A 15,286-nucleotide genomic window follows, 5' to 3' on the forward strand; every position below is an offset into this window, starting at 1 on the left:
AGTTTACCTCCTGCAAATTTTAACTGTAATTTTCAAGAATTTTTAACCGAAAGTTTCTCCGTGCAGGGCTCTTACCATTGCAACTCTACCGGTTCTTGCCATCTCCTTTATTCCCATGGGCTTGATGAGTTCTATAAAAGCGTCTATCTGGTCTTCATCGCCTGTAAGCTCAAGGGTATAAGTATCTTGAGATATATCAACTATCTGAGCACCGAACACGCTGGCTATTCTCATCAGTTCATTTTTCTTTTCTGATGTGTCTGCATTTAGCCTTACAATGAGGAGTTCTCTGTCAAGTTTTTTCTTATCTGTCAGGTCTCTTACTTTAAATACATCTACAAGCCTTCTGAGTTGTTTGACAATTTGTTCTATTGTGTGTTCGTCCCCCTGGGCTACCATTGTTAACCTTGAAATTGTCGGGTCTTCTGTTTGTCCCACGTTTAAACTTTCTATGTTGTAGCCTCTTGCGCTGAAAAGTTCCACTATCCTTGCAAGAGCGCCTGGATGGTTTTCAACAAGAACGCTTATTATGTGTTTTCTTTCGTTTTCACACATGGTTACCTCTTAACTAACAGCTTTTTTGAGTTTTTTCCCGTAGTTGGGGAGTATCATTTCGTTAATTGCAGCGCCCGGCGGTACCATGGGGAATACATCTTCTTCCCTGTTTACCACAAAGTCTATTACAACCGGCCTGTCGCTTATTTCCATCGCCGCCTTAAGAACCTTTTCAACATCTTCAGGTTTTTCTGCCCTTAGACCGACGGCACCCATACTTTCGGCTAATTTTACGAAATCTGGCTGGAAGGCTATGTCAACCTGAGAGTAGTTTCGGTCGTAGAATATACTCTGCCACTGGCGAACCATTCCCAAAAACTGATTGTTGAGTATGGCTATTTTAACGGGAACATTGTAGTTGGCTGCCGTGACAATTTCCTGCATGTTCATCTGAAAGCTTCCGTCACCTGATATACAGAAGATGGTTTTGTCAGGATTACCTATCTGTGCACCGATGGCTGCAGGAACACCAAAGCCCATTGTTCCAAGGCCGCCTGATGTAACTAACTGTCTTGGGTATTTAAACTTATAGTATTGGGCTGCCCACATCTGGTGCTGTCCAACGTCTGTTGCTATTATGGCTTCTCCTTTGGTTACTTCATAGATTTTTTCTATTACAAATTGTGGTTTGATTACGATGTCACTTGGTTCGTAGTAGAGTGGATATCTTACCTTCCAGTGCTGGATAAGATCCATCCACCTGTCTCTTTCCTGAAATACCTCTCTATTTTTCATTACCTGCTTTTCGACTTCTGGAAGCAGCTCTTCAAGAACAAGTTTTGCATCGCCAACTATAGGAATGTCAGCATGCTTGACTTTGCCTATTTCTGCACTGTCAACGTCTATATGAATGATTTTTGCGTTAGGTGCAAATTCAGATACTTTACCGGTAACTCGGTCATCAAATCTTGCTCCTACCGATATGAGCAGGTCACATTCTGTTACTGCCATATTGGCTGCGTAAGTTCCATGCATTCCGAGCATTCCTAAGAAGTAAGGATGAGTTCCAGGAATTGCACCAAGCCCCATAAGTGTTGTGGTTACAGGGATTGTGCACAGTTCCGCCAGCTTAATTATTAAATCTGAAGCACCTGCTTTGATGACACCACCACCAACGTAAAGGACAGGTCTTTTAGCTGTGGCTATCGCTTTTGCGGCCCGCTTAATTTGTCCTGGATGTCCTTTCTTTACAGGTTTGTAGCTTCTTATCTGAACGGGTGATTTGTATTCCTGCTCAAAGAAATCAGCTATGCTTCTCATAACGTCTTTTGGCAAATCAACTAACACGACACCCGGCCTTCCGGTTCTTGCTATATAAAAAGCTTTTTTAACGGTATCCGCCAGCTGATTTACGTCTTTTACTAAAAAATTGTGTTTTGTTATTGGTCTTGTAATACCGACAGTGTCAACTTCCTGAAATGCATCGTTTCCTATCATAAATGTGGGGACGTTTCCTGTAAATGCCACAATGGGGACAGAATCTATTTGGGCAGTAGCAAGTCCTGTAACCAGGTTTGTGGCGCCCGGTCCTGAAGTTGCAAAACAGACACCAACTTTTCCTGTTGTTCTTGCATAACCATCTGCTGCGTGAGCGGCTCCCTGCTCGTGTCTTGTAAGGATGTGTTTTAAAGATGTGTAGGATAGTCTGTCGTAAATATCAAGAACGGCTCCACCGGGGTAGCCAAATATGTATTCAACACCCTCAAGCTGAAGCGCTTCAAGAAGTATTTCTGCACCTGACAATTTCATTTTTCTGCCTCCCAAAATTGCAGCCAAAAGCTTGTACAGTTGATAGAAAGAAATAATATCATAAAATTTCTGAGGTTTACACAGGAAGTAGGAGGTTGAATTATTGGAAAAGCTTACATTCTGGGTTGATCCGTACGTTTTGTTTCTACACATGGTTGATAAAGGATATCCTGTAAGGATGTTTCTTGATTCGGCGCTAATTGATGTAAAAAAGGGTCGTTTTTCTTTCATATGTATAGGAGAAATAGAAAAAATCACTGTAAAAGATTATAAAGGTCAGGCTTTTGAATTGTTGAAAGGGTTTTATGAGCGCCTGAGAAAGAAGTATTCTGATGACTATTTTGGGATTTTTGGATATTTTTCCTACGATGCGGGACGATATATAGAAAGGTTGCCCCGATATTCATCTGATGATATTAAAATACCTGATATCTCTTTCTTTTTGCCGGAAACAACAGTAGTTTTTGATAATTTGAGTAGAACAATATATGTCTATGGCAAAATGCCGGAATTTTTTTTTGAGAGTGTTCTCTCTTTAAATGAAGGATTTCAGATTGACTTTCTCTCTTTCAATATGACAAAAGAGCAGTTTTTTAGTAGTGTAGAAAAGATTAAAAAGTACATAGCTTCAGGTGACACTTTTCAGGTTAACTTTTCACAAAGGCTCAATTTTCTTTTTTCCGGTTCACCGGTTGCGTTTTATCATCGCCTCAGGGAGATCAACCCTTCACCTTTTGCTTTTTATCTTGATATGGATGGGTTTAAAGCAGTTTCATGCTCTCCGGAGAGACTTGTAAGAAAGGTCGGCAGTATTGTTGAAACGAGGCCTATTGCAGGGACAAGGAGGAGAGGAAAAGATGAAAATGAGGATGCATTTCTTTCAAAAGAACTTTTCCTGTCAGAAAAAGAGAGGGCAGAACACATTATGTTAGTGGATTTAGAGAGGAATGATTTGGGAAAAATAGCAAAATACGGAACGGTAGTGGTTGATGAGCTAATGGTGAAGGAGGTTTATTCTCACGTTATGCACATAGTTTCGAATGTGAGGGCAGAAATTGACGAAGGTGTACACCCCGTGGATGTTGTAAAAGCTCTTTTTCCAGGAGGAACAATTACAGGTGCACCGAAGGTGAGGACAATGGAAATTATTGAAGAGCTTGAACCAACAAGGAGAGCCCTCTATACAGGTTCAGTGGGTTATCTTTCATTTAACGGTGACTTTGACTTCAACATTGTTATAAGGACGATGTTGATGAAGGATGACAAAGCTTATCTCCAGGTTGGTGCCGGTATTGTTTGGGATTCAGATCCCGAGAGAGAATACAGAGAGACAATCCACAAAGCCCGGGCGTTTTTGTCTGCAGCCAATTTAGAAGAAAATTTTGTAGGAAATTGAAAAAGGGGAGATGCGCCCCCCTTTTTTAAACTGATAATGGAAATAATAAAGACTTATTCTTCTGCTTCTTTTGCTGCTTCTTCCTTTTCTTTTCTTCCAGATTCAAGTAACTTAGAGAGATCAGCGATTGTTGAATTATCCAGTCTTTCTTCAATGATGGTTTTGATGAGCTTGTTAAGCTTCATTTCGTTGTTACCGGCGATTCCGTAAAGAATGTAGTAAGTCTTTTTTGGAAGGGATACCTTTACAGTTTTGTTGGTTCTCTTCCCGGGCTTTCTTCCTCGTGCCATATTTTCCTCCTTAGTTAAATTTAATAAAAATTGATTCTCTGCTTATTTTAGCAAAATTTTTTCGCATTGTAACATTTTTGTGTCTTAAAACAATCTTATTATGCATAACCGTACGGTTAAAACATGCTAATGAGTGTAATTCTGCATATTTTTAATATAGTGCTTTTAACCTTAACAGTCGAATATTTAAATGAATTTTTACTAAGTTTCATAGCCATTATTATTTATGTTAGAAGCGTCTTTAAAATCGGGATTTTAAATAGTAATATTTACATGCACTCTTTATATAATTGAGAATTCTGGAGAAAATTATGGGACATGAACAATTCTTGCCGAAATGGATAGCGTGGGAAGTTACAAGGAGATGTAACCTTAATTGTATTCATTGTCGTTCATCATCCACTATGGAATCTGAGCAGGGTGAGTTTACTTTTGAAGAAGCTAAGAAGCTGATGGATGATATTGCCACCATTTCCAGTCCGACTATTGTCCTTACCGGTGGTGAGCCTCTTTTAAGGAATGATCTGTTTGATATTGCTGCCTACGGTACAGAGAAAGGGTTTAGAATGTGCATAGCTACTAATGGTGTCCTTGTTGATGACGAAGTTTGTCGTGAGATGAAGAGAACGGGCATAAAAATGGTTTCTCTTTCTCTTGACGGTTCTACCGCAGAGATTCATGACGACTTCAGGAAACAGTCGGGAGCGTTTGATGGTGTTTTGAACGCCGTTGAACATTTAAGGAAGCATAACATTCCGTTCCTCATAAATTCCTCTTTTACAAAGAGGAACGCCTTTGATATACCTAATGTTTATAAAAAGGCCAGAGAGCTTGGGGCAAGGGCCTGGTACATGTTTTTAGTTCTTCCGGTAGGTAGAGGTGAAGAAGCAAATACGGAGCTTCTTGATGCGGAAGAGGCAAACTACTGGTTAAACTGGCACTATGAGCTTGAGAAAGATTTAATTTTAAAAGGTGACAACACTATTTTGGTTAGGCCTACCTGTGCACCTCACTACTACCGAATTTTCAGGCAGAATGCTAAAAGGGACGGTCTTGATCTTAAAAGGAGAAATCTCGTTTTTGGGACCGGTGGAGGGAAGGGTTGTGTCGCCGGTCAGTCAATAGCGTTAATAGACTGTCACGGCTGGTTAAAACCGTGTAGCTACTTTCCAATTTCTGACATAAACGTTTTTGATGTTCCTTTTAGCAAGGCCTGGTTTGAATCGAAAATCATGCAGGATATGAGAAAGATTGACGAGTTTAAGGGAAGATGTGGGGTTTGTGAGTATCTTAAAACATGTAACGGTTGTAGAGTGAGGGCTTACTGGAAGTACAACGACTACATGCAGGAAGATCCTGTTTGTGATTACGTTCCTGTAAAAATGAGGAAAGGAAGGAGAGATGTATGAAAGATCATCCAATACTTAAAGCGGCAAGAGGAGAGAAAACTGATTACACGCCTGTATGGATTATGCGGCAGGCGGGTAGGTATTCTGCCAAGTACAGAGAAATAAGGGCGAAGGCCGGTTCATTCATGGATTTGTGTAGAAATCCCGAACTTGCGGCTGAGGTTACTCTTCTTCCGATAGAGGAGATAGGCGTTGATGCCGCTATTCTCTTTTCCGATATCTTTGTTCCTGTTGAAAAGATGGGAATAAATATTGAATTTGTTTCGGGAAAAGGCCCCGTTTTGTCTCCGGTTGTTAGAACAGTGGAGGATGTAAAAAATCTCAGTATTCCCGTGCCTGAAGACGACCTTAGTTATGTTCTTGAGACCATAAAAATCATAAAAGATCATTTGACAGATAGACCGCTCATAGGGTTTTCCGGTGCTCCTTTTACACTTGCAAGTTATATTCTTGAAGGGGGAAGTACAAAAGACTACAGGGCTGCCAAAACAACAATGTGGAACAATTCAGAGCTCTGGCAGGCCTTGATGGATAAGCTGACAGTTGTTGTGACGGAATATTTGTCATCTCAAATAAAGGCAGGGGTTGATCTTGTCCAGATTTTTGATTCCTGGATGGGGGTTCTTTCTGCTGAAGATTACGAAAAGTACGTTTTCCCTCACACGAAGAAAATAGTTGATATTCTTAAAGAGAGGCATCCTGATACGCCTATAATCCATTTTGGTGTTAACAGTTCTCATCTTATAGAGGTTAATAATCTGTTGGACGTTGATGTAATAGGTCTTGACTGGAGAACGGAGATTCCGTTTGCCCTTGGTAGAACGGACAAATCAATTCAGGGTAACCTTGATCCTGTAGCTCTGTTTGCGGATGAAAAAGTTATAGAAGAAAAAGTAAGAAAGATAGTGATAGAAGGCCTCAGGGCAAGAGGACACATATTTAATTTAGGTCATGGAATCCTTCCACAGACGGATCCTGAAAAGGCGAAATTTTTGGTGGAAACTGTCCATAGAATAAGTAGAGAAGTCAGATGATGGCCTGGAGATATTTCCAGGCTTTTCCAATTTTGCTTTTGTAAATAATATTGAAAAGATAATGCCTATTATTGTATAATACATCAGCTATAAAGAAGCAACTTTAAAACTTTTGACAGGAGGGTTTGTGGAATGAAAAAAGGGGATCTCAGGAAACTCCTCTCTGTGGTTTTCCTCCTTGTTCTTGCTTTCGTTTCCTTCTCATGTTTTTCAAAGAGCGAGAACAAAGAGGAGAAAACAACTGCTGAAACAACCACAGCTGTTGAACAAGGAACGAAAACAGGGTCAACAGGAAAGAATGTTATTGTCATAGGTTATACTTCTTCTCAAACGGGAAAGTTTGCAACTGAGAGTCGTGAGCAATCGAACGGTCTTCAGTTGTGGGCCAGGGATGTTAATGCCAACGGTGGAATCTACGTTAAGGACTTAGGTAAAAAACTAAAGGTGGTTCTTAAAAGTTATGATGATGAAAGCTCTAAGGATAGGGTTCAGCAGCTCTATACAAGGCTTATCAATGAAGATCAGGCCGATTTCTTAATATCTCCTTATTCTTCCGGTCTTACAGCTTCAGCAGCGGTTGTTACAGAGCAGTACGGAAAGATTCTCATTGCAACAGGTGCTGCTTCTGATAAGATATTCTCAAAAGGTTATGAGTACGTTTATCAGGTTTATACGCCTGCATCTCGCTACCTCACAGATGTGGTTGATATCTTAAAGCAGAAAGATCCAAAGGTTAAAAAGATAGCAATCGTTTATGAAAATTCAAATTTTGCCAAGAGCGTTGCCACGGCTGCAAAAAAATATGCTGAAAAGAATGGGTTTAAGGTTGTTCTCTTTGAGAGCTATGAACCCGGAACTACAGATTTCACCTCTATGATTAACAAAATAAAAGCTTCTGGTGCTCAGGCCGTTATGGGCGGTGGCCACTTTACTGATGGTGAAACACTTGCTAAGCAGATTAATGATGCAAAGCTTAAAATTGACCTTCTTTCCATACTTGTTGCACCTGCGCTTCCTGAGTTTAGTGAAATTGGTAAAGCTGCCCTTTACGTTACTGGTCCTTCACAGTGGGAGTCTAAAGTTAAGTTTTCAAAAGAGACAACACCTTCAGGATATGAGTTTTTCGGAATCTCTGCGGCTGATTTCGTGAAAGAGTACAAGAGTGCGTACGGAAATGTTCCCGGTTATCACGCTGCAGGTGGATACACTGCCGGGCTTGTTCTTCAAAAAGCCATAGAGGATGCGGGAACGCTTAACAGCGAGAAGGTAAAGGCGGCTCTTGATAAGATGGATATCTATACCCTCTTTGGACACATAAAGTTTGATACCGGCAAGTACCACGGAAGACAGATAGGACATACAATGGTCATTATTCAGTGGCTTAATAAAGATGGTAATTTAAGCAAGGAAATTGTCTATCCTGAAAAGGCTGCAACGGCCAAGATAGTTATTCCTTACAGTTCTAAGTTTTAAGATTTAGGGGGAGCTTCTCCCCCTTATTCATTTCCTGGTAGTTTTTAAAAGGGCGGCTTAGTACGTTTTTCCGCTCTTTTAGAGATTATCAGGGTGGGAGGTTTGCTTTGAACGTTTATGCAGATGCTTTGGTTAACGGTATTTTGCTTGGACTTGTCTATGGTCTGGCGGCTATGGGGCTGGCTCTTATCTGGGGTGTTATGAAGGTTATTAACCTGTCCCACGGTGCTTTTATAACCCTTGGAATGTTCCTGTCTTACATTGTGTTTGAATCTCTTCATTTTCCACCTTATATTTCGGTTTTTTTAGCTATTGTTGTTGGTCTAATTGCAGGCGTGATTACCTATTTTATGACACTTCATAGGGTACTTAACGCCGGTGAACTTTCAACACTGCTTTCAACCTATTCAGTTAGTTTGATAATTGTTGGTATCCTCATGTTTTTCTTTGCCACCACACCAAAGGCTCTCAATCTTGGAATGAACATTTTTACCGCTAAGATAATAGCAGCAGCATTTTCTTTTGTGTTTTCTCTGGTTCTTTACTATTTCCTCTATAAAACCGATACCGGTATGGCGATTAGAGCGGTTTCTCAGCACCCTGATGCTTCGAAGCTTATGGGAATAAATACCGTTAAGATTTTAGCCTTCTCTTTTGGACTGGGGGTTGCCCTTGCTATGGCTGCCGGTAACTTGATTTCAATGATCTTCCCTTTTTCGGTTCTTTCAGGCGGACTTTATGAGCTTAAAAGCTTTGTAATTTGCGTAATTGGCGGTTTGGGGAATCCTCTTGGTGCTATTGTCGGTGGTATCGTTCTAGGAATCCTCGAAAATGTTTTTGGTCTGTTTGTGAATCAGGGAATTGTTCCATTTGTAGAGTTTACGATACTCCTTCTTATTCTTCTTTATAAGCCTCAAGGTCTTCTTGGAGGACACTGATGAAAAAGCATCTGGGATTTATTGTTTCTTTACTCATTATACTTGCCTGTGGTACTTATCCAATTGTTACAGGTTCACCTATGGCAAGGGAAGATATGTTCGTTATGCTTAGCTACATAGGACTTGCTCTTTCTCTTAACGTTTTGATGGGATTTACAGGTTATGTATCCTTTGGACACGTGGTATTTTTTGGTATTGGTGGTTATACAACTTTTGCTCTCATCTATCACTATGGAATTGGTCTTGTTCCTGCACTTATAGCGGGAGGTCTTGTCGCTGCACTCATAGCAGGTCTTCTTGGAATGGCTGTTTTGAACCTTAGAGGTGCCTATTTTGCAATAGCAACAATTGGTATAAATGAGGCGTTTAAGACACTTATTTCAAATATAGATTATCTCGGTGGTGCTGAAGGTCTCTTTTTTAACCTCAGAAAAGCATACTCACCTTACGGTGGTTCTCAAAAAGCACTCTGGTATTCTTTTGTAATTCTTGTGATTGTTACACTAACTGCTTTAATCGTCAGTTTTTTGGTTAAACGTTCAAAGTTTGGTCTTGGTCTCTTTTCTATCCGTGAGGATGAAGATGCTGCTAAAGTTCTTGGGATAAATACTAAGTTTTATAAAACACTTGCCTTTATGATATCCGCCTTTTTCCCCGGAATTATAGGGGGGCTCTTTTTCTTTAAAAACGGTAGCATTGATCCAAACAGTGCTTTTCATCTTTTGAAGTCTGTTGAGATGATATTTATGGTTATGCTTGGTGGTATAGGGACGATATTTGGACCTGTTGTTGGTGCTCTTACTTATGAAGAGATTCGTTCATATCTTCTTATTAATCCAACATTTAAAGACCTACATTTAGCTATTTCAGGTGTGATTCTTCTTCTTATTGTTCTATTTATTCCAGACGGTATTGTTGGATTTTTGAGAAGGAAAGTTAAGTTTTTTAAAGAGGTTTTTGAGTAGAGGGCAAAAAGATGGCAGAGATTATTTTGAAGGTTGAGAATTTAACAAAGAGGTTTAAAGGGCTTGTAGCCTTAAATGGGGTCTCTTTTCAGATTGAAGAGGGAAAGATTTTGGGCATTATAGGCCCTAACGGGGCTGGTAAAACTACGCTTTTCAAGTGTATAACTTCCGTTTATAAGCCCACCGGGGGAAGGGTTTATTTTAAAGGGCAAGACGTGACGAACCTTCCCACTTTCAAAAAGGCAAGGCTTGGTATTGCGAGAACGCATCAGATAGTTAGGCCGCTGAAAGACCTTACGGTTTTGAAAAACGTTATGGTTGGCGCCTGTTTTGGCAAAAGGTATGCTTCGCTAAAAGAAGCGGAGGAGATAGCTATTGATGTTCTTAAGTTTGTGAAGCTTTATGATAAAAAAGATGTTGAGGCAGGTAAGTTAAACGTTCCTCAGAAGAAGAGATTGGAGCTTGCAAGAGCACTTGCAGGGGAACCGGAACTCCTCCTCCTTGATGAGGTTTTAGCAGGACTCACTCCAGGTGAAGTTAAAGAGATGGTTGAGATTATTAAGGAGATAAGGAACAGGGGAATTACGATTCTTATGATTGAACATCTGATGCACGCTATTATGAATGTTTCAGATAGAGTTATCGTTCTTGATTATGGTCAGAAAATAGCCGATGGGACACCTGAAAAGGTTGCCAATGATCCAAAAGTTATAGAAGCTTACCTTGGAGATCCTGAAATGGCTCTTAAGCTCCTGAAGGAGAAGAGAGATGGCGAATGAAATTGTTCTTGAAGTTAAAAATCTTGAGGCTGGATATGACGATGTTCAGGTTTTGTGGGGCGTTAATTTAAAGGTTAAAAAGCATTCTCTTACAACTATAATAGGTGCCAATGGGGCAGGTAAGACGACAACGCTTAAATCTATTTGTGGTCTTCTTAAAGGAGTTAAAGGGACGGTAATTTTGAATGGTGAGGATATTTCTTCTCTTCCTACTCACAAAAGGGTAGAGAAGGGACTTGTAATGGTTCCTGAAGGTAGATGGCTTTTCCCGGAGATGACAGTGCTTGAAAATTTAAGAATGGGTGCATTTACAAAAAGGGCAAGGGAAAAGAGAAATGAAACGTTAGAGTGGGTTTACACGCTTTTTCCACGGTTAAAGGAGAGAGCCAGTCAGAAAGCGGGAACGCTCTCTGGCGGCGAACAACAGATGGTTGCCATAGGAAGGGGCCTTATGGCAAGGCCGGAAGTACTTATTCTTGATGAGCCAAGTCTTGGTCTTGCGCCAAATCTTGTTCTTGACATTTTCAGGATTATCCAGGAACTTAAAAGTGAAGGTTTAACTGTGCTTCTTGTTGAACAGAACGTTCATCTTGGACTGGCGATATCCGATTACGCCTATGTGATGGAAAACGGCAAGATTGTGATGGAAGGCACAGGTTCAGAGCTTGAAAATGATCCTAAAGTTAAAGAGGCTTACCTGGGGCTTTAGTGACCTGCGGTAAAGTCCGCAGGTTTTATTTTTTCTTTACCTGCAAGTTTTTCAATAATCAAACTCATTATGACGACGAAAAGTACCGTTAACGTTAATCTAACTATCATGAATTTGAAGCCCAGGAACTGAAGTTCAACCATTTCCTGAGGAATCTTTATGCATGCCCATGCTGATAGGAAAGCAACAATACAGGAAACTCTCGCACCTTTTTTAAGAAGAACTGCAGCCATTGGAAATGCAACGTAAAGAGGCCCTGTTGGTAACGTTCCTAAAAGGATGCCTAAAAGTATTGCTTTTGGTCCGGCTGTTTCACCTAAATGTTTTACGATTAAATCTTTTGGGACAAACACGGCAAACAGTCCCATAAGTATCATCACCGCCGGTAAGATAGAGATCATCTCTACAAAAAATTGCCATGAAGTCAAAATTACCGTGTCTCTTTTTGAAGGAAAAAAGAATAATAAAACTGCGGTAACTGCGATTGTCAGAAGCATAGCTATAATATCCTGTCTCAGTTTTTTCTTCTCTTCGCTGTTATTTTTCATAATATTGCTCCCATTATCAGGCCAATTATTATAGCGATGATAAAACTTAATCCGTTTCTTAAAAGTGCTATTTTCTTTCCAAGTTCTCTTATCTCAATAGGTAGGGTGACTATGCCTATCATTGTCAGCGTTGTAATAAATACGGCTACTGATGTTACTGAAGCGCCGCTTTTTAATAGTGATGCAGCAAGAGGGAAAGAAATTATAGATGGTATGTGAAGTATTGCGCCTAAAAGTGCAACGATTAGGATGCCTTTAAAACCGGCTTTTTCACCAACAATTTTGGCAATTTCACTTTTAGGAATAAATCCCAGAATAATGCCTATGATCAGGATTACGATGACCACCATTGGTAGTATTCGAAGGGAGGATTTTCCTGCTATCTTTAAGGCTTTCTTTGTCTTCTCTCTGTCTTTTTTTAATGCTGCTATAAGACACAGGAAAGTGAATCCATTTATAATAAGAGCAGTTTTCACACCTCCTCCAGAGTTTGTTTACATTCACTTTTCAGTTTATCAAATTGATGAAGACGTTTCCTTGATTTAGAACAAATAAAGCGGAACTCTAACGGGAAATCCATTATTTGCATATTGAAAAGGCGGGAGACCCCCGCCTTTCAGTGTCATTTGAGAGGAGGTTGGCCAGCAGGAAGTCCTCCTGTGTAGTATTCAAGGTCTGCTAAAGCTCTGTTATAGTCGGCGATGGCGGAGTTTAATGCTCCTTCGGCTTTTACATAGTAAGCAATGGCGTCACATACTTCTGTTGATGTTCCTACATGAGCTTTGTACCGTTCTTTTGAGTCTTTCAGTAGCTCTTTTGCCTGCTCTACCATTGCTTGAGCCGTTTTTATTCTTGAAGCGGCGCTTTTAAGCCTGGAGAATGCTGATATGATTCCTAACTTTATCCGATCTTTTGCCTGCTGGAGTGTTAAAGATGCCTTTTCGCTGTTTTCTTTTGCTTCGAGGGTTCTCCAATATCTTTGCGTTCCTTCAAATATCGGCATCTGAACAACTAAAGCTCCGAAGGTTTCATCAAACTCTCCAATTCCAGGATATTGGTTTGTTTTTTCATATCCAAGGACAGCAGAAACTTTAGGCAGAAACTGAGAGTAGGCCATTTTTACGCCGTAGTTCGCTCCCTCTTTCATCTTTCTAATTGCTATGAGGAGGGGATTGCTTTTAAATGCTTTTTCTATGAGTTCTGATTGTTTGTAGTTTACAGGTTTGTAAGAAAGGTTTTCTACTTCAATGCTTTCTTTTTGAATACCCGTGTCTGTTTTTAATTTTTCAAGTGCTACAGTGTAGAAGCTCTCTGCTTTTGTTAGGGCTTCTATAGCCTCTCTATACTTTACTTCAGCTTCAAGGTAATCTCTCCGTGCAACTATTCCCTCGTCATAAAAAGCTTTTGCGTCTTTTAAATGGCTTTTTGCTGCTTTCACGTAATCCTCTGCAATTTTTACTGCTGTTTTTGCTTCAGAAAGTGTATAGTAATCCTTTTTAACTTCTGCTATTACTTTAGCTACACGGTCCTGGAATTTGTAAAATTGCGCACTTTCAGCGGCCTTTTTCATTTTTGCATTGTAAAGAAGGTAGCCTCCCGTAAAGAGAGGCTGAGTCAACGTTGCCTGAAGGTCGTGGTAGTGCTTCTCTATTAGAGGGAAGCTTGAAGGAGGGAGCGGTGGAAGAGAAAAGCGCATTTCCGGGACGTCAGAATGAGAAAACTTTTTGTACTCAAGGTTTATAATGGGAAAAAACTTTCCTATGGCTTCTCTGTACTGGTATTGACTTATCTTCTCTTCTTTTCTTGCTATCTTTATTTCCGGGTTCTCCATTATTGCTTTTTCTATAAGCTGGCTTAATGTTAATCCTTTAGCCATTGACAGTGATGGTATCATCAGTAGTGCTACCACTATTTTCTTCACCTTTTTCCTCCTTTGGTTTTATGAATATGGCAGGGATAATTGAGAGAATACCACAAACCGTTGCAAAGAAGAAAACGTCTCTGAATGATATCCAAAAGGCATTTTTAAGAAATAGAAATCCAATTATTGCTTTTGCTTTAGATTCAAGCATAGGTAGTGGCGTTGAACGGAAATAGTATAAGTACGCCTTTGCCTTTGCCATGTATTCTGTTATTTGAGGAGCAGCGTTTGAAATTCTTTCAGTCATATGTACAAGGTGGCCGTCTTTTGTTGAAGTTAAAATAAAGGTTGCAAGGGATGTTCCAATACTTCCACCTACAAGGCGCAATAGATTTTGAAGGGCTGAGGATTGTCTTAGCATTTCTCCTTTGAAATCTGCAAGTGCTACCTGTGCCAGTGCCGGGAAGAATATGCCCATTCCTACACCCCAGGGAAGCAGGAGAAGTATTATTTCCGTTTTTCCCATTACAAGGTCGAGTTTTGACTGGAGGTGAGTTCCGTAAATAAATATTAAAACTCCAGATATAATAGCTGTTTTTAAGCTGATTAACTTCTTATCTATCAAGTTTCCTGTAATTAAGCTGACAATACCTGTTAGAAATGCTGGGAAAAACAGAATCTCACCGGCATCAATTGTGGAAAATCCCCTGAGCTTTTCAAGGTACAGGGGAAGCATGAAGTAGGAAGCATACAACCCCATTCCGAACAGGACTCTTGAGATGGAACTGTAGGTAAAGAAATCGTATTTAAACAGCTTTAAATTTACAAGGGGGGATTTGACTCTGAGCTCGACATATATAAACGCTACAGCAGTTATTATTGAAGTATAGATAAGGAGAACAATTTTTTCACTGTGCCAGCCCCAGCTGTTTCCCTTTGAAAGTGCTATTAAAAGGGTTGTTAACGATACTGAAAGCAGGCTGAATCCTGTTATGTCAAAGAGGTCGTTGTGGCCTTCTTCTTTAACATTTTCAAGAAGTAAACTCAGAAAATAAACAACTAAAATTCCCGGAATAACGTTAACGTAAAATACCCACCGCCAGTTCATATGTTCTGTCAGGTATCCGCCTATTGTAGGTCCCAGCGATGGGCCAAAAGCTGCTCCTACTGCGTACATTCCCATTGCCAATCCCTTTTTATCCTGCGGGAATATTTCAAATAGCAACGTTAATGCCATTGGAACAGCCAATCCTTCACCAACGCCCTGAATAACTCTTCCGACAATCATGGCTTGAAGGTTGGGAGCAATTCCACACAGAGCGCTCATCGTTGTGAACAGGGAAATTCCAAGAAGGTAAGTGTTCCTGTGACCTATTTTTCCACCCAGCCATCCAACCACGGGCATTGAAACGGCAGATGCTATCATGTAGGCGATTATGACCCATTGAACGTCTTCCGTTTTTGCGTCAAAAGCACTCATCATGTGAGGGATAACGATGTCAACAATTGTTGTGTCAAGAAGGGTCATGAACATTCCCATAACTATCAGAAGACCTATTATCAGCGTCTTTCTGTCCATG

At 40.3% G+C, this 15,286-nt stretch carries 15 protein-coding genes; 8 read left to right on the forward strand and 7 right to left on the reverse strand.

Annotated elements, in window-relative coordinates; translation table 11 throughout:
* Window positions 1-42: 42 nt before the first annotated feature.
* Both ilvN and ilvB read right to left on the reverse strand, forming a co-directional pair.
* Window positions 43-555 (reverse strand): acetolactate synthase small subunit, encoded by a 513-nt coding sequence (gene ilvN / locus MV676_RS00105; protein WP_022846379.1) that lies wholly within the window; start codon window positions 553-555, stop codon window positions 43-45.
* Between the two features lie 9 nt (window positions 556-564).
* Window positions 565-2,304 carry a biosynthetic-type acetolactate synthase large subunit gene (gene ilvB / locus MV676_RS00110; RefSeq protein ID WP_297444215.1) on the reverse strand — a complete coding sequence of 580 codons (1,740 nt, stop codon included), beginning with the start codon at window positions 2,302-2,304 and terminating at the stop codon, window positions 565-567.
* 103 nt (window positions 2,305-2,407) lie between these two features.
* Here ilvB and MV676_RS00115 point away from each other — a divergent pair, with 103 nt between their 5' ends.
* A complete protein-coding gene (locus tag MV676_RS00115; protein ID WP_297444216.1) occupies window positions 2,408-3,700 on the forward strand; it encodes an anthranilate synthase component I family protein in 1,293 nt (430 codons plus the stop codon).
* A 53-nt stretch (window positions 3,701-3,753) separates the two neighbouring features.
* On the opposite strand, the gene MV676_RS00120 is transcribed toward MV676_RS00115, so the two are convergent.
* Entirely contained in the window at window positions 3,754-3,990 is a 237-nt protein-coding gene (locus tag MV676_RS00120) for a hypothetical protein (protein WP_297444217.1), read from the reverse strand.
* Between the two features lie 311 nt (window positions 3,991-4,301).
* Here MV676_RS00120 and MV676_RS00125 point away from each other — a divergent pair, with 311 nt between their 5' ends.
* From MV676_RS00125 to MV676_RS00155, 7 genes are all read left to right on the forward strand, one after another.
* Window positions 4,302-5,399, forward strand: coding sequence for a radical SAM protein (locus tag MV676_RS00125; RefSeq protein ID WP_297444218.1), 1,098 nt, complete (start codon window positions 4,302-4,304; stop codon window positions 5,397-5,399).
* A complete protein-coding gene (gene hemE / locus MV676_RS00130; RefSeq protein ID WP_297444219.1) occupies window positions 5,396-6,433 on the forward strand; it encodes a uroporphyrinogen decarboxylase in 1,038 nt (345 codons plus the stop codon). Before MV676_RS00125 ends, hemE begins: the two co-directional genes overlap by 4 nt.
* A gap of 132 nt (window positions 6,434-6,565) precedes the next feature.
* Entirely contained in the window at window positions 6,566-7,906 is a 1,341-nt protein-coding gene (locus MV676_RS00135; RefSeq protein ID WP_297444220.1) for an amino acid ABC transporter substrate-binding protein, read from the forward strand.
* 107 nt (window positions 7,907-8,013) lie between these two features.
* The gene (locus MV676_RS00140; RefSeq protein ID WP_297444221.1) at window positions 8,014-8,844 is read left to right on the forward strand and encodes a branched-chain amino acid ABC transporter permease; all 831 of its coding nucleotides are present in this window, start codon (window positions 8,014-8,016) and stop codon (window positions 8,842-8,844) included.
* Window positions 8,844-9,809, forward strand: a complete 966-nt coding sequence (locus MV676_RS00145; protein ID WP_297444222.1) for a branched-chain amino acid ABC transporter permease — start codon at window positions 8,844-8,846, stop codon at window positions 9,807-9,809. Before MV676_RS00140 ends, MV676_RS00145 begins: the two co-directional genes overlap by 1 nt.
* 11 nt (window positions 9,810-9,820) lie before the next feature.
* On the forward strand, window positions 9,821-10,588 hold the full coding sequence (locus tag MV676_RS00150) for an ABC transporter ATP-binding protein (RefSeq protein WP_022846388.1): 768 nt from the start codon (window positions 9,821-9,823) through the stop codon (window positions 10,586-10,588).
* Window positions 10,578-11,297: an ABC transporter ATP-binding protein gene (locus MV676_RS00155; RefSeq protein WP_022846389.1), complete on the forward strand. Its 720-nt coding sequence runs from the start codon at window positions 10,578-10,580 to the stop codon at window positions 11,295-11,297. Before MV676_RS00150 ends, MV676_RS00155 begins: the two co-directional genes overlap by 11 nt.
* On the opposite strand, the gene MV676_RS00160 is transcribed toward MV676_RS00155, so the two are convergent.
* From MV676_RS00160 to MV676_RS00175, 4 genes are all read right to left on the reverse strand, one after another.
* A complete protein-coding gene (locus MV676_RS00160; protein ID WP_297444223.1) occupies window positions 11,294-11,845 on the reverse strand; it encodes a permease in 552 nt (183 codons plus the stop codon). The genes MV676_RS00155 and MV676_RS00160 overlap by 4 nt on opposite strands.
* Entirely contained in the window at window positions 11,842-12,321 is a 480-nt protein-coding gene (locus tag MV676_RS00165) for a permease (protein WP_022846391.1), read from the reverse strand. The genes MV676_RS00160 and MV676_RS00165 overlap by 4 nt, the downstream gene beginning before the upstream one ends.
* Window positions 12,322-12,467: 146 nt before the next feature.
* Complete coding sequence (locus MV676_RS00170) at window positions 12,468-13,766, reverse strand: TolC family protein (protein WP_155883384.1); 1,299 nt, start codon at window positions 13,764-13,766, stop codon at window positions 12,468-12,470.
* Complete coding sequence (locus MV676_RS00175) at window positions 13,714-15,285, reverse strand: DHA2 family efflux MFS transporter permease subunit (RefSeq protein ID WP_297444224.1); 1,572 nt, start codon at window positions 15,283-15,285, stop codon at window positions 13,714-13,716. Before MV676_RS00175 ends, MV676_RS00170 begins: the two co-directional genes overlap by 53 nt.
* Between the last annotated feature and the right edge of the window lies 1 nt (window position 15,286).

Source organism: Desulfurobacterium sp., assembly GCF_027028515.1.
Classification (GTDB): Bacteria; Aquificota; Aquificia; order Desulfurobacteriales; family Desulfurobacteriaceae; genus Desulfurobacterium_A.